This window comes from Aeromonas popoffii, assembly GCF_000820025.1.
GTDB lineage: Bacteria > Pseudomonadota > Gammaproteobacteria > Enterobacterales > Aeromonadaceae > Aeromonas > Aeromonas popoffii.
Genome location: NZ_CDBI01000072.1, coordinates 1 through 20,091 on the forward strand (window position 1 = coordinate 1; position 20,091 = coordinate 20,091).

General features: G+C 58.7%; 19 protein-coding genes and 2 tRNA genes. 10 read left to right on the top strand and 11 right to left on the bottom strand.

The window, feature by feature from the left end; translation table 11 throughout:
- Positions 1–79: 79 nt before the first annotated feature.
- Positions 80–367 carry a hypothetical protein gene (locus BN1129_RS24010; RefSeq protein WP_209418519.1) on the bottom strand — a complete coding sequence of 96 codons (288 nt, stop codon included), beginning with the start codon at positions 365–367 and terminating at the stop codon, positions 80–82.
- A gap of 524 nt (positions 368–891) precedes the next feature.
- Between BN1129_RS24010 and BN1129_RS15175 the strand changes: the two genes are divergently transcribed.
- A complete protein-coding gene (locus BN1129_RS15175) occupies positions 892–1,995 on the top strand; it encodes a GTP-binding protein (RefSeq protein WP_042037577.1) in 1,104 nt (367 codons plus the stop codon).
- Between the two features lie 148 nt (positions 1,996–2,143).
- Here BN1129_RS15175 and thrC read toward each other — a convergent pair whose 3' ends face one another.
- The 4 genes from thrC to BN1129_RS15195 form a co-directional block, all read right to left on the bottom strand.
- Positions 2,144–3,418 carry a threonine synthase gene (gene thrC, locus BN1129_RS15180; RefSeq protein WP_042037579.1) on the bottom strand — a complete coding sequence of 425 codons (1,275 nt, stop codon included), beginning with the start codon at positions 3,416–3,418 and terminating at the stop codon, positions 2,144–2,146.
- Entirely contained in the window at positions 3,415–4,395 is a 981-nt protein-coding gene (gene thrB, locus BN1129_RS15185) for a homoserine kinase (RefSeq protein ID WP_042037580.1), read from the bottom strand. The genes thrC and thrB overlap by 4 nt, the downstream gene beginning before the upstream one ends.
- Before the next feature lie 2 nt (positions 4,396–4,397).
- Positions 4,398–6,857, bottom strand: coding sequence for a bifunctional aspartate kinase/homoserine dehydrogenase I (gene thrA / locus BN1129_RS15190; RefSeq protein WP_042037581.1), 2,460 nt, complete (start codon positions 6,855–6,857; stop codon positions 4,398–4,400).
- A 250-nt stretch (positions 6,858–7,107) separates the two neighbouring features.
- On the bottom strand, positions 7,108–7,800 hold the full coding sequence (locus tag BN1129_RS15195) for a tRNA/rRNA methyltransferase (protein WP_042037582.1): 693 nt from the start codon (positions 7,798–7,800) through the stop codon (positions 7,108–7,110).
- A 206-nt stretch (positions 7,801–8,006) separates the two neighbouring features.
- Here BN1129_RS15195 and aceK point away from each other — a divergent pair, with 206 nt between their 5' ends.
- Positions 8,007–9,734, top strand: coding sequence for a bifunctional isocitrate dehydrogenase kinase/phosphatase (gene aceK / locus BN1129_RS15200; RefSeq protein ID WP_042037583.1), 1,728 nt, complete (start codon positions 8,007–8,009; stop codon positions 9,732–9,734).
- A gap of 159 nt (positions 9,735–9,893) precedes the next feature.
- Here the strand turns inward: aceK and BN1129_RS15205 are convergent, their stop codons facing one another.
- On the bottom strand, positions 9,894–10,292 hold the full coding sequence (locus BN1129_RS15205; RefSeq protein ID WP_042037585.1) for an META domain-containing protein: 399 nt from the start codon (positions 10,290–10,292) through the stop codon (positions 9,894–9,896).
- 172 nt (positions 10,293–10,464) lie between these two features.
- On the opposite strand from BN1129_RS15205, the gene BN1129_RS15210 reads away from it, so the two are divergent.
- Positions 10,465–10,941: a hypothetical protein gene (locus BN1129_RS15210; RefSeq protein WP_042037586.1), complete on the top strand. Its 477-nt coding sequence runs from the start codon at positions 10,465–10,467 to the stop codon at positions 10,939–10,941.
- Between the two features lie 4 nt (positions 10,942–10,945).
- Here BN1129_RS15210 and BN1129_RS15215 read toward each other — a convergent pair whose 3' ends face one another.
- Positions 10,946–11,425 (bottom strand): putative 4-hydroxy-4-methyl-2-oxoglutarate aldolase, encoded by a 480-nt coding sequence (locus BN1129_RS15215; protein ID WP_042037598.1) that lies wholly within the window; start codon positions 11,423–11,425, stop codon positions 10,946–10,948.
- A gap of 39 nt (positions 11,426–11,464) precedes the next feature.
- On the bottom strand, positions 11,465–11,884 hold the full coding sequence (locus BN1129_RS15220; protein WP_042037587.1) for a DUF3293 domain-containing protein: 420 nt from the start codon (positions 11,882–11,884) through the stop codon (positions 11,465–11,467).
- 376 nt (positions 11,885–12,260) lie between these two features.
- Between BN1129_RS15220 and arcA the strand changes: the two genes are divergently transcribed.
- Positions 12,261–12,980 carry a two-component system response regulator ArcA gene (arcA, locus tag BN1129_RS15225; protein ID WP_042037588.1) on the top strand — a complete coding sequence of 240 codons (720 nt, stop codon included), beginning with the start codon at positions 12,261–12,263 and terminating at the stop codon, positions 12,978–12,980.
- Positions 12,981–13,112: 132 nt separating this feature from the next.
- Here arcA and BN1129_RS15230 read toward each other — a convergent pair.
- Together BN1129_RS15230 and BN1129_RS15235 are read right to left on the bottom strand one after the other, a co-directional pair.
- Positions 13,113–13,187: transfer RNA gene (locus tag BN1129_RS15230), tRNA-Gly, on the bottom strand.
- Positions 13,188–13,292: 105 nt separating this feature from the next.
- Positions 13,293–13,366: transfer RNA gene (locus tag BN1129_RS15235), tRNA-Gly, on the bottom strand.
- A gap of 201 nt (positions 13,367–13,567) precedes the next feature.
- Between BN1129_RS15235 and cydD the strand changes: the two genes are divergently transcribed.
- The 5 genes from cydD to BN1129_RS15255 all read left to right on the top strand — a co-directional run bounded on the left by cydD (position 13,568) and on the right by BN1129_RS15255 (position 18,266).
- Positions 13,568–15,337 carry a heme ABC transporter permease/ATP-binding protein CydD gene (gene cydD / locus BN1129_RS15240; protein WP_042037591.1) on the top strand — a complete coding sequence of 590 codons (1,770 nt, stop codon included), beginning with the start codon at positions 13,568–13,570 and terminating at the stop codon, positions 15,335–15,337.
- Positions 15,330–17,075 carry a heme ABC transporter ATP-binding protein/permease CydC gene (cydC, locus tag BN1129_RS15245; RefSeq protein ID WP_042037592.1) on the top strand — a complete coding sequence of 582 codons (1,746 nt, stop codon included), beginning with the start codon at positions 15,330–15,332 and terminating at the stop codon, positions 17,073–17,075. Before cydD ends, cydC begins: the two co-directional genes overlap by 8 nt.
- Before the next feature lie 122 nt (positions 17,076–17,197).
- Positions 17,198–17,401, top strand: coding sequence for a hypothetical protein (locus tag BN1129_RS23515; protein WP_157013426.1), 204 nt, complete (start codon positions 17,198–17,200; stop codon positions 17,399–17,401).
- A gap of 99 nt (positions 17,402–17,500) precedes the next feature.
- Positions 17,501–17,872, top strand: coding sequence for an Rcs stress response system protein RcsF (rcsF, locus tag BN1129_RS15250; RefSeq protein ID WP_042037593.1), 372 nt, complete (start codon positions 17,501–17,503; stop codon positions 17,870–17,872).
- A 7-nt stretch (positions 17,873–17,879) separates the two neighbouring features.
- The gene (locus BN1129_RS15255) at positions 17,880–18,266 is read left to right on the top strand and encodes a DUF488 domain-containing protein (protein WP_042037595.1); all 387 of its coding nucleotides are present in this window, start codon (positions 17,880–17,882) and stop codon (positions 18,264–18,266) included.
- 89 nt (positions 18,267–18,355) lie between these two features.
- Here BN1129_RS15255 and BN1129_RS15260 read toward each other — a convergent pair whose 3' ends face one another.
- Positions 18,356–19,348: an NAD-dependent epimerase/dehydratase family protein gene (locus BN1129_RS15260; protein WP_042037596.1), complete on the bottom strand. Its 993-nt coding sequence runs from the start codon at positions 19,346–19,348 to the stop codon at positions 18,356–18,358.
- A gap of 270 nt (positions 19,349–19,618) precedes the next feature.
- On the opposite strand from BN1129_RS15260, the gene tsaA reads away from it, so the two are divergent.
- On the top strand, positions 19,619–20,091 hold a 473-nt coding region (gene tsaA / locus BN1129_RS15265; protein ID WP_042037597.1), incomplete at its 3' end, for a tRNA (N6-threonylcarbamoyladenosine(37)-N6)-methyltransferase TrmO.

Genomic DNA, 20,091 nt, shown 5'->3' on the forward strand with positions numbered 1-20,091 from the left:
TGGCCTCAACAAATTGGGTGGAAATTAACAAAATGTTCACGCTCTCGCCCTGACTTCGTTCAGCACCAACCTACGATGATTAGCCCAACATACGTGATCCTCCATCCATCGCCATATCGCCGCAGGCTGGATAGGGCCAGATTGGGCCATTGATAGTGACTCGGGTCGGGAATAATCGGCTTGGGATGTGTTGTAGGTTGGCGCTGAGCGCAGCGAAGCCCAACAAACGGGAGATATGATCTCCAAAACAAGATGAATTTTGACCATTCAAAATAAACAACCAAAAAAAATTAGCTTCACGGTAAACGTTGGGCTTCACTTCGTTCAGCACCAACCTACGAGGGTTAGCCCAACATACGGGATTCATGGGTGATCTCCTCTCAATCTGGTGATGTGTTTGCATGGTCATATTTGCATGACGATGTGTTGCAAATAGCTGTGATTGCAACAGCTGATTGTTGCCGCAGATCCCCCGTCTCGCCAGCTTGGGAGACTGAGCCCAGAGCAACCATCGCCCGCACTATAGCGCCGATTGCCGGAGCGGGATTGTCTCCACAAAGCTTTCTCCAACAACAAGCCTGCCCCCTACTTTCCCGCCACGCCCGCCAACCCCAATAAAATCAAGGGCCATGGGAATCCTGCCTGCGGTCAGTGCGATTTGTTGAGCAGATGCAAAAAAGGCGATTTTTCTGATAGTTACGTCACTTTTTGACTGGCACGACCAGATTCGATTGGCTTATCATAGCCATCCGGTGCCTATAGCTGCGATGGGCTGCTGCAATCGCACACAGGAACTGTAAAGTCGGCTTTGATAAATGATAAAAGCACTAACTTTATTAATCCCGATCTAAAAAACAACATGCCTAATATATTTACGAATAGAGATGTTTTATGAACAGCGATAGCCTTGAGACATTAATCAACGAAGCAAAGAAGAAACAAGAAGAATATAATAAAGTTGAGGTAAAGTGCGGAATAATTGGAATGAGTGGATCTGGTAAGTCATCACTAATAAACTCTATTGCGGGCGAAAAAATAGCCCCAGTAGGTTCAACTGAACAAACAATGGAGGCCCAATCCTTCTACCATTCTGGAATTGAGTTTGTCGACCTACCAGGCTGTGGCACTGAACGTTGGCCACAAAGCACTTACATTCGCGATCTCAGGCTTGAGTCATACGACTGTTTTATCATTGTTACAAATAACAGACTCTATGAGTCTGATCTTTTTTTATATAAAGAAATGTCGACAGTGCGTAATAAACCTTGCTTTATTGTTCGCAATAAAATTGATATCGCTATACAAGATGAAAACCATGACAACAATCTAAGTGAAGAAGAAACCTTAATTAAAATTAGAAACAATATAAAATCTGGCATTCCTTCCTCAAAGAAAATTTATCTAACATCCACTCGACATCCAACAAAATGGGATTTTCCTAGTTTACTCGAGGACATAGCCAGCTCTCAGTATGGTATAAAACAGGATAAGTTTATAGCCGGTATGGCAGCTTGGTCAAAAAAAGCTATCGATAAAAAAAGAACCGTAGCTGAAAAAATTGTTGGATGGTCTGCAGTCGCATCCGCAGCCAATGGTTTAAATCCAATCCCTGGCTTGGATGTTTCGGTAGATGCCGGAGTATTAATAAATATGGTCAGTCAAATAAATAAAATTTATGGTCTAACAGAAGAGCAATTGGCATACATAGAAAAAACTACTCCAGGTATCATCGGCACACCCGAATACGCAGGATTAAAACAAGGCATATTAAAATTAATAGCGAAGTATGCGGCCACTGAAGGAATAATTTTAATTTTGAAGCGCATGGGGGCTAAAGTCGCAGTTAAGAATATAAGTAAATACATACCAATTATAGGACAAATAATATCAGCTGGCATAGGGTATTCCATGACGCTGTCATTCGGGGAGAGTTATCTAGACGAAGTAGAAGATAAAGCTAATGCCTTGTTAGATGAGTTAGTCGCGGCAGCATAGCGACGTGACAACACATATTAAATTCACCTTTACTGTACAGACTAATCAAGCAGCTGCTCTAACTTGGGTCACCTTTCACAAGGCATAAAATAAAAATCCCCCGGTAACGGGGGATTTTTATTTCTATCGGTTATCTCAGCTCTACGGTTTAGCCCACCAAAAACGCTCTTAACCGGGCAAACTCCGCAGGCAAATTAACAGAGAGCAGTGGCAGCTCGGCGTGCTTGGCAAGCGGGCCGGGCAGCGGCACATTCAGATTCAGGATCTCGTCTACCGACTCCTTGAACTTGGCGGGATGGGCTGTGCAGAGGAACACCCCTACTTCGTCCTCGGTCAGCTGTTCCCCCAGCAGATCCCAGGCAATGGCGCCGTGGGGTTCGCACAGGTAATCCAGCTGATGCAGGCGTTTGAGCGCAGCGCGGGTCTGGGCGTCGTCACGCATGCCAGAGCCCAAGGTCTCCAGCGCCCAGCCTTCACGGCGGCAGAGCTCTTCTACCCTAGGCCAGTTGTTGGGGCGGCTCACATCCATGGCATTCGACAGGGTTGCCACTGTCTGGTGCGGCTCCCACTGGCCGGTTTTGAGGTAGCGCGGCACAGTGTCGTTGGCGTTGGTGGCGGCGATAAAGCGCTTCACCGGCAGCCCCAGCGCCTTGGCGATGAGACCCGCGGTGAGGTTGCCAAAGTTGCCGGACGGCACGCTGATAACCGCCTTGGCGCGGTCGGCTTTGGGCAGCTGGGCCACCGCTTCGAAGTAGTAGCAAACCTGCGCCAGCAAGCGGCTGATATTGATGGAGTTGGCGGAGTTGAGGCCAATCGCCTTTTTCAGCGCCTCGTCGTCGAAGGCATCTTTCACCAGCGCCTGACAGGCATCGAAGTCGCCGTCGATGGCGATGGTGCGGATATTGCCGCCGAGGGTGCAGAAGAGCTTCTCCTGCAAGGGGCTGATCTTGCCCTTCGGGTAGAGGATCACCACTTCGATCCCCTCCAGCCCGTAGAAGGCGTGGGCCACGGCGGCGCCAGTGTCACCGGAGGTGGCTGTGAGAATGGTGATCTTGTCGTTAGTTCTAAAGGCCGCGAGGCACTGGGCCATAAAGCGGCCACCGAAATCCTTGAATGCCAGGGTCGGGCCGTGGAACAGCTCAAGGGCATAGGTGCCATCTTTCAATTTGACCAGCGGCGCCGGGAAGGTGAAAGCGGCGTTAATCAACTCGCTCACCTTCGCAGCAGGCACTTCGTCCCCCAGCAGGTGGCTGATGATGCGGGCAGAGCGTTCGGCCAGCGGCAGCGCCAGCAGGGCATCGACATCGGCCAGCGGCGCAATCACGTCGGGGAAGAAGAGCCCCTGTTCGCGACCCAGACCCTGACGCACCGCCTGCGCGAAGCTCACCTGTTCGCTGTTGTCCTTGATATTGTAAAGATTCATAGCTCGCTTCCTGTTACCCGTGCCCCGGCCATGTCCAGTTTGCAGACCCGGGCAAATCCATCTTCGTTCTGCACGAAATGTGCTTCCATCCAATCCTTCATCCGCTCGGCCTGGGCCAGATCCTTCATCACCACAAACACGGTGGGACCGGAGCCGGAGATGCCGGTGGCCAGCGCCCCGTTCTGGGCCGCCTGAGCCCGCACCTCGTTAAAGCCTTCGATCAGCGCCGCGCGGTAGGGTTCGGCAATCACGTCTTTCAATACGCTGGCGGCCAACCCTTCTTGCCCGGTGTAGCTGGCGTGAACAAAGGCAGCCAAGCGACGACCGTAGGTGAGGCAATCCTGACGGCGATACTGGGCAGGCAGGATGGCGCGGGCGGCGGCGGTGGAGACCACTGTGCCCGGGTAGCAGACCACCCAGTACCACTCGTCAAACACCGGAATGCCCTGACTGATGACGCCGTGCTCTTCCAGCACCAGCTGCATGCCGCCGAGATAGCAGGGGGCCACGTTGTCGTAGTGGACGGAGCCGGAGATCTTGCCTTCCATCTCCCCCATCAGCAGCAGCATGTCGTGCTCATTGAGCGGCGCGCCGTGGAAGGCGTTGAGCCCTTCAAGGGCCGCCACCACGCTACAAGCACTCGACCCCAGACCCGAGCCCACCGGCAGGTTCTTCTCCAGCACCATTTCGAGCGGCTTCAGTGTCAGGCCGCGCTTTTCCAGCGCCTCGCCATAGGCGACCCAGCAGTCGAAGAGGATATTCTTTTTCGGATCATCCGGCAGCTTGTGGGCATAGCGGCCCACGGATGAGAGCGCAAACGCTACGTCAGCCGCTTTCACCTGCACCCGATCGCCGAGCAGAGAGCCATCCACGGGGGCGAGCGCCGCCCCCAGTACATCGAATCCCACGCTCAGGTTGGCGCTGGAGGCGGGAGCGTAGGCAACTACGCTGCCGCCCTGGTACATGTCTGAACTCATGCTTACAACTCCTGCTTCCAGTTCTGGGTGCGCAGCACGTCAGCAAAGACGCCAGCGGCTGTCACTTCGGTACCGGCGCCATAGCCACGCAGCACCAGCGGGATCGGCTGGTAGTAGGTGGAGAAGAAGGCGAGCGCGTTCTCCCCATCCTTGACCTTGAACAGCGGCTCATCGCCACCGACCGCCTTGATGGCCACCTTGCACTTGCCACCTTCAATCGACCCCACATAGCGCAGTACCTTGCCTTCACGCTGGGCCGCGACGAACTGATCGCGGAACCAGCCGTCCGCTTCCGGCAAACGGGCCATAAAGGCTTCTACATCGCCGCTCACATCAAAGCCGGGTGGCAGCGCCTGCTCGACCTCGACATCGGAGAGTTCCAGCGCCATGCCGGCCTCGCGAGCCAGAATGAGCAGCTTGCGCGCCACATCCATGCCGTTGAGATCGTCGCGGGGATCCGGCTCGGTAAAGCCGTTGCTGCGGGCGATTTGGGTCGCTTCTGAGAAGGCCATCCCTTCATCCAGCTTGCCGAAGATAAAGGAGAGCGAACCCGACAGGATGCCGTCGAAGGCGCGCAGCTTGTCACCGGCCTTGATGAGGTTTTGCAGGTTCTCGATAACCGGCAGGCCCGCGCCGACGTTGGTTTCATAGAGGAACTTGCGGCGAGTCTGGCGGGCGGTGCGGCGCAGCGCCTTGTAGTAATCGAGCGAGCCGGTGTTGGCCTTCTTGTTCGGGGTCACCACGTGGAAACCGGCGGCCAGGAAGTCGGCATACTGGACGGCAACTGCCTCGGAGGAAGTGCAGTCAACGATCACCGGGTTGATGATATGGCTATCTTCCACCAGCTTTTTCACCCCTTCCAGCGAGAAGCTGTCGCGTGCTTCCACCAGCTGTTCGCGCCAGTTGGCGAGGTTCAGGCCATCCTTGTTGACAGCCATCTGGCGACTGTTGGCAATGCCCACCACCCGCAGACCAGTGCCCTGCTCGGCCAGTACCGGTTGCTGGCGGGCGATCTGATCCACCAGCGCCGCGCCGACGCCGCCGACCCCGACCACAAAGAGATCGATAAACTGCTGGCTGCCAAAGAAGTTCTGGTGACACGCCTTGATGGCTTCCGCCACCTTGCGATCCCGCACCACCGCCGAGATGGAGCGCTCGCTCGACCCTTGCGCGATGGCGACGATATTGATGGAGGCTTGCGCCAGCGAGGTGAAGAAGCGGGCTGCCATCCCTTTGCTGGTGCGCATACCGTCACCGATGAGGGAGATGATCGCCAGATCGCTGATGATATCCAGCGGCTCCAGCAGCTGGTTTTTGAATTCGAGCTCGAACTCGCGCTCCAGCACCTTGCGGGTCTTTTCACTGTCGTAGCTGTGGATACAGAAGCTGACGCTGTACTCTGAGGATGACTGGGTGATCAGCACGATACTGACCCCGGCGCGGGAGACGGCGGAGAAGATGCGACCGGCCATGCCGACCATCCCCTTCATGCCGGGGCCGGAGACGTTGAACATGCACATGCCGGACAAGTCGGAGATGGCCTTCACTTTCAGGTCATCGTCGCCGCTCTCGGGACCGATCAGGGTGCCCGGCCCTTGCGGGTTGAAGCTGTTCTTGATGAGGCAGGGAATATGGAACTGGGCCACCGGCGCGATGGTTTTCGGGTGCAGCACCTTGGCGCCGAAGTAGGAGAGCTCCATCGCCTCCTTGTAGGAGAGGGTTTTCAGCAGGTAGGCATCCGGCACCAGACGGGGGTCGCAGCTGTAACAGCCCTCGACGTCAGTCCAGATCTCGCAACACTCGGCATCGACACAGGCAGCCAGCACGGCGGCGGAGTAGTCAGAGCCGTTGCGACCCAGCAGCACGGTCTCGCCCTTGTCGCTGCCGCCGGTAAAGCCCGGCATCAGATAGAGGCAATCGTTACGGAGCCCCTTGGCGGCAAAGCGCACCCGGGAGGCCTCGATATCGACGTGGGCTTCCAGATAGCCGCCGTCGGTGGCCAGCAGCTCTTCCGGCACGATCAGATCCACGTCCAGACCGCGCACCCGCAGCAACTCGTGCATAAAGGCGATGGAGAGGTTTTCGCCACGGCTCAGAATGCGCGCCTGCACGTTGTCCGGGCAGAGCCCCAGCAGACGAATACCCTGCATCAGCCGCTCGACCTGATCCAGCTCGTTGGTGAGACGGGCCAGCAGCGCCTTGTCATCCAGCGCCGGATAAGCCGCCTTTAACCCGGCCAGCAGGCGGGAGAAGATACCGTTGATTTCAAACAGAGTAGAACTGGCATCCATGCCGCGGCTGGTTTGTTCCACCAGCGCCACCAGATGATTGGTCACCTTGGCAGGAGCAGACAGCACCAGGGCTACCTGAGATTGACCGTGGGTGTTGACCGCGATATCGGCCACCCGTAAAAAACGCATCGCATCGGCCAATGAAGACCCGCCAAACTTCAACACTCTCATCGCTTTCTCTCCCTGTAACTCTATGAAATATAATCTAAAAACCAATCCAACAAAAAGGCCCGTACTGGGTGGGTACGGGCCTTTTTTGATTTCTGTGCTTGTTCGTCAGCGCATCAACCGGCCCCAGTGCCACCTGTGGTGGTACCGGTAATAATGGTGGTGGTGATGACGTTGGTGAATAACTGCATGACGAACACTCTTGAACGAAGCTGGCTTTTAGCAATACCGCGGCTGGCCTTGGGCTGTCAACTTAAACCTCTTTGCCAAGTTTGCGCGCAAGGTCTTTGCAGAGCAGGTGGAGCATGTTCAAATCCCGCTGCGGCAGCATGGGCACCCGGTCCATCACCCATTGATGCAGTTTTTCATCCTGCGAAACCCCGAGTTCACCAAGCAATTCTGCTGTTTTGCTTTTCAGTACCCGAACCTGCCCAACGTTATCAAAATTTTCTGCTACGGCCTGCGGCTCATCCAGCAACTGGCTCATCTCGTAGGCATACAGCATGATCGCCTGCCCCAGATTCAGCGACGGGTAGCTCACCTTGAGCGGCAGATAGCTGATGAGATCGACCTCGGCCAGCTGTTCGTTGGAGAGGCCCGACTCCTCGCAGCCAAAGACGATGGCGACCTTACCAAGCGATGGCTTGGCGCGGATCTGCTCGCGGATCTCCCCCGGCGTGAGGTAGTGCTGGTAGCGACCGCGCTCACGGGCAGTGGTGGCGATCACCAGATCCATGTCGGCCAGCGCCTCGGGCAAGGTGTCGAACGCCTCGGCCTGGGTCAGGATCTCCTGCGCGCCGTGGGCCACCCAGCTCGCCTCCTCCTCTTCATGTACCCGGCTGGCCACCAGTCGCATGGCATCGAATCCCATGGTTTTCATGGCGCGGGCAGCCGCCCCCACATTCGCAGGACGGGCAGGTGCCACCAGGACAAAATAGAGCTTCATCGGGTTTCCTCACAGGCCAGAGGGCCTCTTAAACAGACGGCAAACAGTCGCCAAACCATCGCCAAAACAGGGGCGCAATCTACCTTTTATCCCCGAAAAATGCCACTTGAACAGACGTTTGAATGTTGCCATAGTGGCCTGACGTGTGACCAAATTACACGCAATCCTTCGCGCTATCGGCCCGACAGATCACAAGGAAGAGAGAGATGCAGCAGCCATTGGAACAGGCCGTCGCCGAGACGATCTTGCAACGCTTCGAGTCGTTTTACAGCCGGTTTCTCGAGATAACCCAGGGCAGCAAGAGCCGCTTCGAGAACAGTGACTGGCTGGGGGTGCAGCTCGCAGGACGGGAGCGTATTCGCCTCTATGATCACCACGTCGGCGCCACCACGGCCCTGATCAAGCAGATGATGGGGGAACACCACGCCACTCAGGAGCTGCTCAAGCGGGTAAAAGGCGCCTTCAGCGATCTGCTGCCCCGTTGTGACAACTTCGAGGTAGCGGAGTCCTTCTTCAACTCCGTCTATCGCCGCATCTTCCGCCATCGCAATATCCGCGACGAGAACCTCTATATCCATCCATTTCGCAGCCGGGGGGATCATCCTGACTTGAGCGCCCTGCTGCGGGTCTATCGCACCGATCTGACCCACCTGCCGCAGGCCCTGAGCCAGCTGCTCGGGGATTACAGCTTCACCCTGCCCTACGAGGACAAGCAGCGGGATATTATCGACATCCACCGCCATCTTGCGGAGAACGGGCCACAAATTCTCCATGATGAGCCGTTTGCCATCGAACTGTTGAAAGAGGTGTTCTACCGCAACAAGGGCGCCTATCTGGTGGGGCTTATTCGGGTGAAGGGGCAGGTCTTCCCCTTTATCCTGCCCCTGCTCAGTACCGGCCAGAGCATCTATGTGGATACCGTCATCTTCGAGCCGGAGCTGGCCTCCATCGTGTTTGGTTTCGCCCGCGCCTACTTCATGGTCTACGCCCCTGAGCCGGCGCTGTTTGTGGTGTTTCTGCGCCAGATAATGCCCCACAAGCCCGATTACGAGATCTACAACGCCATCGGCTGCCAGAAGCACGGCAAGACCGAGCTCTATCGCCACTACCGCCACCATCTGGCCCAGAGCCGGGATCAGTTCATCATCGCCCCCGGCATCAAGGGGATGGTGATGAGCGTGTTTACCCTCCCCTCCTACGATGTGGTGTTCAAGGTGATCAAAGACGAGTTCACTCCCCCCAAGGATGTGAGCCACGAGCAGGTGAAGGCAAAGTACCGGCTGGTTAAACAGCACGATCGGGTTGGCCGCATGGCCGATACCCAGGAGTTCACCAACTTCGAGTTTCCGCTGGATCGCATCTCGCCCGAACTCCTTGCCGAACTCAAGACGGTGGCGCCGTCGGCGCTCACCATCACAGGCGACAAGCTGGTGCTCACACACCTCTACACCGAGCGCAAGATGATCCCCCTCAACCTCTATCTGGACAAGGCGGACGAACAGCAGACCCGGCTCGCGCTGGAGGAGTACGGCAACGCCATCAAGCAGCTGGCTGCGGCCAACATCTTCCCCGGCGACATGCTGTTCAAGAACTTCGGCGTCACCCGTCACGGCCGGGTGGTCTTCTACGACTACGACGAGATCTGCTACATGACGGAGTGCAACTTCCGCCAGATCCCGCCGCCGCGCTACCCCGAGGATGAATGGAGCGCCGAGCCCTGGTATTCGGTGGCCCCCAACGACATCTTCCCCGAGGAGTTCGCCACCTTCCTGCTGCAAAAACCCCAGGTGCGGGAGATCATGATGCAGCTGCACAAAGAGATGTTCGACGCCAACTACTGGAAGATGCTGCAGAGCAACATCAAGGTGGGGGTGTTCGAGGATGTCTATCCCTATCGGCGCAAGAAGCGCTTCAAGTTCCAGCGGGGGGGATGAGGATAAGCTCGCGGCGCCTTGCCGGTGACTCGGATGCAATGCATCTTGCAACCTGGCCGGCACAAGCCGCAAAACGGCATTGAGAAAGGGACGCCACGGCGTCCCTTTCTGATCGCGGCTGTCTGCTCACGCTACGACAGCCTCTGACTGGCATATCCGTTACTTGGCAGCAGGCATGGCATCGAAGGTGAGCAGCGCCACCTTGTTGGCATCACTCAGAACCAGCTGTTGGCCGCTGATTTTGAAGGTTGCCACCTTCTCCAGTTTCTGCAGATAGAGCATCTCCTTGTCGGCCAGATCGCCCATGCACATCATGCGGGTCGAGCCCATGGCCCCCAGCGTCAATACGCCGTCACCCTGCTGGGTGATACCGCCAAAATAGCGGTTGCAGCCGCCCTTGCCCGCCACCTTGTCACCCGCGATCTGCAGGGTGAAGGTATCGTCGCTCGCCCCCTGCAACTGCCAGGTGGATGCTTGCAGTTGAGCCAGATTGGAACCAGTTGCCATGGCGCAGCCCCCCAGTGCCAGTGCGGCCAGCAGGGTCAGTTTCTTGTTCATGGAGTCACCTCTTGATGTCAGCGAAATAGGGGAAGGAAAGTGATGATGGTGGCCTGTTTATCATGAGATGGCGGCAGATTAAAACTGTTTTATTGTGATCTGGGTTGCCTTTACTAGCAGCTGGCATGTGCCATGCTTGTATTCCAGTTCCGGACCCAGGGAGGGGAAAAGAATGGTCAAACCACTCATCATCGCATTCGCTTCATGCCTCAGCCTCTGTGCCCAAGCCGCCGACTGGGACTTTCTCAATAGCGAGGAAAACAGCCAGCTCTACGTGAAAAGCTATTCCGGCGCGCTGCTCGGCAGCCAGTCTCATCACAGCGACCATTTCGACCTCTGGCTCATCAACACCGGCTATCAGTACTCGGTTCGGGACGATGTCAGCCTCTACATGGAGGCGGGCCCTGCTATGGATCCCCACAACGAGCAGACGGGCTTCAATATCAGCTCAGGGGTGCGTTACCAGTTCTCCCCCTCGCTGAATATCGGCAGCCAGCTCAAGCAGCTGGAAGTGGACAAGGCCAGCACACTACTGGAACTCAATACCAGCCTGCTGCTCACCCCGCAGTTCGCCATCAAGGCAAACTACGGCGTCAGCGCCTTCAGCACAGAACAATCCCTCAGCATAGGCGTCGGCTTCAACTTCTGACCGCTCAGATGAGCCGGGTAGCGCTCACGACTACGCCGTTGAGGTCGGCATAGACGTAGTCACCCGGATGTATGGTTACCCCGGCAAACGACACCACGGCATCCAGCTCACCCTGACCCCGCTTCTCGGTCTTGACCGGGCAGGCCGCCAGCGCCTTGACCCCCAGAGCCAGCGTCGCCAGTGTGCCCACATCGCGCACAGCGCCGTGGATCAGGATCCCCTCCCATCCCTGCTCAGCCGCCTTGAGAGCCAGCTGATCACCGAGCAGAGCGCGACGCAAGGAACCACCGCCATCGATCACCATCACCCGCCCCTGGCCGGGTCGAGTGACCAGCTCCCGCACCAGACTGTTGTCTTCATAGCAGGAGAGAGTGACCGCCTGGCCATAAAACAGCGGCTTGCCACCAAAGTTGTGGAACAGCGGATCGGCCACTTGCAGGGCTGCGCCGTGTTGATCGCAGAGGTCGGGCAGTAGATCCAGCATCATAAGCTTCCTTCCATGGACATGATTTGGCTCATTATTTCACCAGCCCGAAGCTCTGACAATCCAGTGGGATTCAATTTTACCCATATGAAGCGGTATGCCTTTCATCAATACCGGCAGCAACCAGAGCTCCCCCTGCTCCACCCAATAGAGGGCGTTCTGACCGAAACGGGCCGCCAGAGCGATGGACTCACCACGAGAGGAAGCCAGCAACAGCGACGATTCACGCCAACTTTCATCAGGCGAGCTCCCCCAGCAAGGCCCCATGGCCATCATGTAGGGAGACGCCGCGATCACCCGCCAGAGGGCCCGCTGGCGCCGGATATTACGACGAATTCCCACCTCGCGACTGGCCGGATTCCAGGCTGTCACTATGGCGTAAGCGGGCCATTGCGGTGCAGAAAAGGGTGCAATAAAACAAATTTTTCTGTAGTTTTCCCACAAATTCATGTCAACCACATGTTACATTCCATTACATTTTATCAGGGCGAAAATGGGGGCAACCCCAAGTATCATGCTGTGAACTCTGTGCTTGACCTATATCAAACCAGAGTTAAAAAGTTGCTATCTGACGGCAAAGAGTGTTGTTATGCGCCTGTTAACTGATAAAATGCAGCCACTTTTGTAATGGACTACCTTTCCAGGCTTCTCTCGATCAGACTTGTTGAGAGCCTATGTGTGGCACAGGGATGTTTGCCGACGCTGATGCCAAATTCGCGATAATCCGACCTGACATTCATACCCAGGATGACGTAATAAATTTTCAGGACCGGTCGGGTAACGCCAAAGAGTGTTAAAATTAAGATAACTAACTGATAAGAATCTGGGAATACTCATGCAAACACCACACATTCTGATCGTCGAAGACGAACTGGTCACCCGCAATACCCTGAAAAGCATCTTCGAGGCCGAAGGCTACGTTGTGCTCGAAGCCAACAATGGCGACGAGATGCATCAAGCCCTGACCGCCCACACCATCAATCTGGTGATCATGGACATCAACCTGCCGGGCAAGAATGGCCTGCTGCTGGCACGCGAGCTGCGTGAAGATGACAACATAGCCCTGATGTTCCTGACCGGTCGTGACAATGAAGTGGACAAGATCCTGGGTCTGGAAATCGGTGCCGATGATTACATCACCAAGCCGTTCAACCCCCGTGAACTGACTATTCGAGCCCGCAACCTGCTGAGCCGCACCATGAATGTGGTCGCCGGTGGCGAAGAGAAGAAGCTGGTTGAACGTTACCTGTTCAACGGCTGGGCACTGGACATCAACAGCCGCGCACTGGTCAGCCCGGCTGGCGACATGTTCAAACTGCCGCGTTCTGAATTTCGTGCCATGCTGCACTTCTGCGAAAACCCGGGCCAGATCCAGACCCGTGCCGAGCTGCTCAAGAAGATGACAGGCCGTGAGCTCAAACCTCATGACCGTACCGTGGATGTCACCATTCGCCGTATTCGCAAACACTTCGAAAGCGTCAACGACACCCCGGAGATCATCGCCACCATCCATGGCGAAGGCTACCGCTTCTGTGGTGAGCTGGAACAGGAATAAGCCCGTTCCATCCCATTTAATTTGGTTCAAAAGGCGCCATCGGCGCCTTTTCTCTGCCTGCCGTTTACCCTCTTCCGGCGCAAGCGCAAAACAAAAAGCCCACTCGCAGGAGTGGGCTTTTTGCATGAAAGCTGGAGCGGGCAGCGGGAATCGAACCCGCATCATCAGCTTGGAAGGCTGAGGTAATAGCCATTATACGATGCCCGCCTGGCATCAAACTCGCAACAGATAACCGGCATCAAACAAGCGTCGATAAGCAGTGCGCCAGACAGAGGCGATAGCAAGACGGTTTGGTTACCGGGTATCAGAATGTGGAGCGGGTGATGGGAATCGAACCCACGTATGCAGCTTGGGAAGCTACCGTTCTACCATTGAACTACACCCGCGTCAGGGCCTCTACTATATGCATTTTGAAGCCGAGCGCAATCACCACTGTGCTGTTTTTTACCATAAATCAAGCTGTTCGACCAACTAATGAGCAGCAAGCTGTTTTTTCCATCAAACATTTTCAACACCAGGAATTTACAAGGTTGCCAATGCCGGGGGCCGAGGATAGTCTTGCGCCACTCGACGCGAGGATGGTGGTAATGGACAAGAAAACTCAGAAACATCTTTATGGCTGGTTGCGTAACCAGTCGAGCCACGGCCGACGCTGGATCGGTCTCTCCATAGGCTTTGGTCTGGGTCAGGGCATACTGATGGTGGCGCAAGCCTGGTTGCTGGCGACCCTGTTGCATCGCTTCATCATGGAGGGTGCCACGCCGGAACAATCCATTCCCCTCTTCATTACCCTGCTGCTGGTGACCCTGACCAAAGCGGCGCTGGCCTATGGCCGTGAAGTGACCAGCTTCAAGGCGGGCAGCGCAGTGCGCCAGGCTATTCGCGAGCTGGTGCTCACCCGCCTCGGCCGTCTCGGCCCTGCCTATATCCAGCGACGCCCGGCCGGCAGCTGGGCCAGCCTGCTGCTGGAACAGATTGAAAACATGCAGGATTTCTTCTCCCGTTACCTGCCGCAGATGGCCATTGCCGTCTTTATTCCCGTGGTGATCCTGGTGGCCGTGTTCCCGGTCAACTGGGCGGCGGGCCTGATCCTGCTGGGCACAGCGCCCCTCATCCCCTTCTTCATGATCCTGGTGGGGGTGGGTGCCGCCGATGCCAACCGCCGCAACTTCCAGGCACTGGCCCGCCTCTCCGGCCACTTCCTCGACAGGCTCAAGGGTCTTCGCACCCTGCAGCTCTTCATGCGCACCCAGGCAGAAGGGGATGCCATTCGCGACGCCTCGGAAGATTTTCGCGAACGTACCATGGAGGTACTGCGCCTTGCTTTCTTAAGCACAGCCGTGCTGGAATTCTTCGCCGCCATCTCGGTGGCGCTGGTGGCGGTCTACTTCGGTTTCTCCTACATAGATCACCTGAACTTCGGCCACTATGGCGCCAAGGTCACCCTGTTTACCGGCCTGTTCGTGCTCTTCCTCGCCCCCGAGTTCTACGCCCCGCTGCGCGAGCTCGGCGCCCACTACCACGCCAAGGCGCAGGCCATCGGCGCCGCCGAGCAGTTGCTGGCATTCCTGGAAGCCGAGGTGAGCGAGCCCGCCTCTGGTAATACCCCTTTCCATGCAAACACGCCCATCAGGGTCGAAGCCAAAGGCCTTGAAGTGCTGAGTGCCGAAGGCAAGGTGCTGGTTGGCCCCATCGACTTCACCCTGGAAGCGGGTTCACGCACGGCGCTCATCGGTATCAGCGGCGCTGGCAAGAGCTCGCTGGTCAATGCCCTGCTCGGTTTTGCCCCCTATCGTGGTGAGCTCAAGGTGAACGGCCAGGAGCTCGCCTGCCTCGACATGAGCCAGTGGCGGCTGCAGCTGGGCTGGCTCTCCCAGAACCCGCAGCTGTTCCATGCCTCCTTGCGCGACAACCTGCTGCTGGCCAAGCCAACGGCCAGCGACGGCGAGCTGGAACATGCCCTGAAACGGGCGCAGGCGTGGGAATTTGCCATGGAGAAAGGGCTCGACTATCCGGTCGGCGATCAGGCGGGCGGCCTCTCGGTCGGTCAGGCCCAGCGCCTCGCGCTGGCCCGCACCCTGCTCAAATCCACCCAACTGATGGTACTGGATGAGCCAACCGCCAGCCTGGATCGCCACTCGGAGCGCGCCATCATGACCACGCTGGAGCAGGCGATGGCGGGCCAGACCCTGCTGATGATCACCCACCGCCTCGATCAACTGACCAAAATGGACAAGATACTGGTGCTGGCGCGCGGCCAACTGGTGGAGCAAGGCAACTTCCAGCAACTGAGCACAGCGCAGGGCCCGTTCGCCCGCCTCTTGTCCCAACACCCGGGGGATTCTCTCGATGACTGATCTATTGCCGTTTCTGCGCCTCTATCGTCAGCACTGGCTGAGCCTCTCGCTGGGCCTGCTGCTGGCCCTGGTGACCCTGGTGGCCGGCATGGGACTGCTGTCGCTCTCCGGCTGGTTCCTCTCCGCCGCGGCCGTGGCGGGCATGACTGTTGCGAGCACCCATGCCTTTAACTACATGACCCCTGCTGGCGGCGTGCGTTTCTTCTCCATCATCCGCACCGCGGGTCGCTGGGGTGAGCGGGTGGTGAGCCACGACGCCACCTTCCGGGTGCTGACCCGGTTGCGGGTCTGGTTCTGGCAAACACTCTCGCCACTCTCCACCGGCACCCTGGCCGGCTTTCGCCAGGCGGATCTGCTCAACCGGCTGGTAGCCGACATAGACGCCATGGATCACGTCTATCTGCGTCTGGTCACCCCCATAGGCGCGGCCCTGCTCAGCTGCGCCGGTCTGGTGTTCTTCCTCTCCTTCTTCGACGCTCGTCTTGCCCTGATCCTGGGAGCCATACTGCTGTTTGGCATGATAGCCCTGCCGCTGGTGTTCTACTTCCTCGGTCGCCAACCCGGCCGTCGGCTGATCGCCGAAAAATCGGTGATGCGTACCCGCATGGTGGACTATCTGGATGGTCAGGCCGAGCTGCAGATGTTTGCCGCCGCCCCCAAGGCGCTGACCGAGCTGAAACAGGCCGAACAGGCGCTGCTGACCGCCCAGGCCCGCATGGCCAGAGTGAGCGGCCTGGCCAACTTCTCGGTGCAGCTGCTCAGCGGCTGGACCCTGACCCTGATGCTCTGGCTGGCCGGTCACGGTGTGGCGGGGGCGCAACCCGACCCCATCACGGCGCTGATGGTATTCGCCACCCTGGCGAGTTTCGAGGCCTTGCTGCCGTTGGCGGGTGCCTTCCAGCACCTCTCCACCAGCCTCACCTCGGCCCGTCGTCTCAACGAGATACTGCAAGAGGCCAAGGCCCCCGAGTGGGGAGTCGAGCAGCAACACGCCAGCGTCGGCACCTTGCAGATAAGCGACCTCTATTTCGGCTATCCCGGCAACCCGCAGCCGGTGCTGCGCGGTTGCACACTGCAATTGCAGGCGGGCGAGAAGCTGGCGCTGCTGGGCCAGACCGGTTGCGGCAAGTCCACCCTGATGGGGCTGTTGACCCGGGAGTGGACCCCGCAGGCGGGCAAGATAGTGCTGGATGGCAAACCACTCACCGACTACAGCGAAGGGGCGTTGCGCGCCTCGCTGTCAGTGGTGAGCCAGCGGGTTCACCTGTTCGCCGATACCCTGCGAGGCAACCTCAAGCTGGCGGCCCCAACGGCATCTGATGAGCAGTTGACCGAGGTGCTGGCCCAGGTTGGTCTGGCCAATTTGCTGGAAGATGACAACGGCCACAGTGACAGCGGACTGAACGCCTGGCTGGGGGACGGCGGTCGCCCGCTCTCCGGTGGCGAGCGACGCCGCATCGGTATCGCCCGCGCCCTGCTGCACGATGCCCCGCTCTGGCTGCTGGATGAGCCGACCGAGGGACTCGACAGCCAGACCGAACGGGAGATCATGGACTTGTTGTTCCGACTGGGGGCAGATCGCTCCTTGCTGCTCATCTCCCACCGCCTGCTGGGGCTGGAGCAGATGGACAGGATAGCCCTGATGGAAGAGGGGCAGATCCGCCTCTGTGCCCCTCACCATGAATTGCTGGCCGATGACTACTATCGCAGCCTGCATCAACGACTGGTACCGGCCTGATCGCAAGAGAAAACAAGGGGAAGAGGGTGCACCTGTGCCCTCCCACGCCCTGAATTGCTGGCCGTTGACGACTACCGCCGCCTGCACCAGCGGCGGGTACCGGCCTGATCGCAGGAGAAAAAATGGGAAGGAGGGTGCACCTGTGCCCCTCCCACCCCATGAACTGCTGGCCGGTGACGACTATCGCCGCCTGCACCAGCGGCTGGTACCGGCCTGATCGCAAGAGAAAACAAGGGGAAGAGAGCACACCTGTGCCCCTCCCACCCCATGAATTGCTGGCCGATGACGACTATCGCCGCCTGCATCAACGGCTGGTACCGGCCTGATCCCCGTCACACCCCGTCTCCATGGTTAAAAAATGGGGCTGGTCGCAGGCAACGACTGGCCCCTATAATGACCCCCTCACAGTTCAACAAGATACCGACATGAAACGCCTTATCCTGATGATGCCCCTGATTGCCTCCGGTTGCGCCGACTTCTCTTTCAGCAGCAACCTGGACAAGGAAAATTTCGACGAGTACTTCAAGCCGGGCGGCATCCAGATCTATGAGCAGAGTCAGCTGGCTGATCTCAACTACCTCTACCTCGGTACCGTCGAGGGGGAATCCTGCCAGAGCGATGCCAAGCAGCCCATTCCCAATGCAGGTGAAGCCCGCACTCAGGCCCGCCGCCGCGTGGCTGACATGGGTGGCAACGCGGTCACCTTCGACAAGTGCGTCGAGTTCAACGACACCCCGGGCTGCCTGAAACAGGTGATCTGCTACGGGCAGGCGCTGAAAGTCGCGCAAGAGAAGTAAGGACCCCATGGCACTGGCCATAGTCCGGCTCGGCAGCCCCCGCCTCCCCGACGAGGGGCTACGCATAGGCACAGTGCGGCGCCCGCCCCGTGGGGTGCCCAAGAGCGAATTTGCCAGTCAGGATTGGTACGATGTCTGGTTCCCCAACCTGGCCCCCAGCAGCGAGACCATGAAGCTGGGCCAGGCTGCCGAGACCCCCGCCCAATGGGCCGCCTTCTGCAAACAGTACAGGGCCGAGATGGCCAGCCCCTGCGCCCGCCACGATCTGGCGCTGCTGGCGGCCCTCTCCCACACCAGCAATCTGTCGGTGGGTTGCTATTGTGAGCAGGCCGAGCGCTGTCATCGCACCCTGCTCAAAGAGCTGCTGATCCATTACGGCGCCAGACTTCGCTAACCTGCACCGCCACATAATGAAAGAGGGCGTCCCACGGGACGCCCTCTTTCATATGATGGTCATCAAGGCTGGATGGGGGCAGCCGGGCCCTATGGCAGAGTGCCCACCCGCAACCCTTGTTGCAGTGCCCGCTCCTGCTCGGCCGTCATCCCGGCCACCACGGCCTGACGATTCTCTGCCAGCCACTGGGCCAGATCGGCCACCGTCTCCTCCAGCGGCCGAAAGTTGAGCCCCTGTACTATGGCCGCCTCGGCGCTGATGCGGCCATAACCGGCATACTCCGGCTGCGCGTTGGGCAACAGGGCCGGGTAGCTCTGCCAGGGCTCGACACCGGCCGCCAGCAGCGCGGGCCAGGGCACCCACTCAGGTTGCGGTGCCGTGGCGGGCGCGAGTCGGGCGGCGATGCGATCTACCCAGTCCGCCAGCGCTATGCCGGGTTTGAGCAGGTTGAAGATGCCCCCCAGTTGCTGCTCGGCGGCGCGCAGCACAAATTCGGCGCAGTCGCGCACGTCCAGGTATTGCAATCGATCCTGCCCCTCTCCCGGCAGCAGCCAGGGGCCCCCTTGCTGCACCCGCTTCACCCACCAGGTCAAACGGCCAGTGGGATCAAAAGGGCCGCCCAGCACGCCGGGGCGCAAAATGCAGAGCCGCTCGCCCCAGCGGGCCTGATACGCGGCCTCGCACAACACTTTCAAGGGGCCATAGTCGGTGGGCGTCTCCCCGGCCCTTATCTCGTGCAGCAGCGCCGACTCATCCATCCCCCGCTGGGCGAAGTCGCGATAGACGCTGATGGTGGAGATAAAGATCAGCCGCTCGCAGCGTCCGAGCAGAGCAGCCGAGAGGCTGGCCGCCTGCTCGGGCCGATAGCAGCAGGTGTCGATAACCAGATCCCAGCCGGGCCCTTCCCCGTGCAAGGCGTTCAGACTCTTGTCCCTGTCACCGGTGAGCTGGACCAGTTCGCGCCAGTCCGGGTGCTGGCGAGAACCCCGATTGAACAGGGTCACCTCGTGACCCCAATCCAGCGCCAGCGAAGTGAGGTGGCGGCCCAGAAAACCGGTGCCGCCGATGATCAGCAGTTTCATCCATGTCCCTCCTGTCCGGCACGATTGGCTATCTCGGGTATGACGCGCCTTGCATGCCGGTATCCATAGTGCCCCCACCCTACCCAAGTTGGCGGCGGGGGACAGCCTCGATAGCACAGGGATGGGACTGCGATCACGGCAGGACCAAGGAAAAGGGCGCGGGGCAGCGAGGTCGGGATCCTGATCAGGCAAGGGAGACGCGCAGCAAGGCGGGCCTGCGTTTTGACGTCGCCTGTGCTAAATTGCCGGGGTTTTCAGTCAGGATCCGCCATGAAGTTCGAAATCGACACCCTCGGGATCATCCGCTCTCCCTACAAGGAGAAGTTCGCCATCCCCCGCCAGCCCGGTCTGGTCAAGTCGGCCCGTGCCCGCCTCGAGCTGCTGCCGCCTTACGATCAGCCGGACGTGCTGCGCGGCATAGAGCAGTTCTCTCACCTCTGGCTCAGCTTCGTGTTTCACCAGACCATGGATCAGGGCTGGCACCCGACGGTGCGCCCGCCGCGTCTGGGTGGCAACGAGCGGGTCGGGGTCTTTGCCACCCGCTCCACCTTTCGCCCCAATCCGCTCGGCCTGTCGGTGGTCGAGTTGCACGGGGTCGGCCGTGAACGGGGCAAGCTGTGGCTCGAACTCGGCGCGGTCGATCTGCTCGATGGCACCCCCATCGTCGACATCAAGCCCTATATCCCCTATGCCGACAGCCTGCCTGATGCCCGTGGCGGCTTTGCCCCCCATGCCCCCACCCC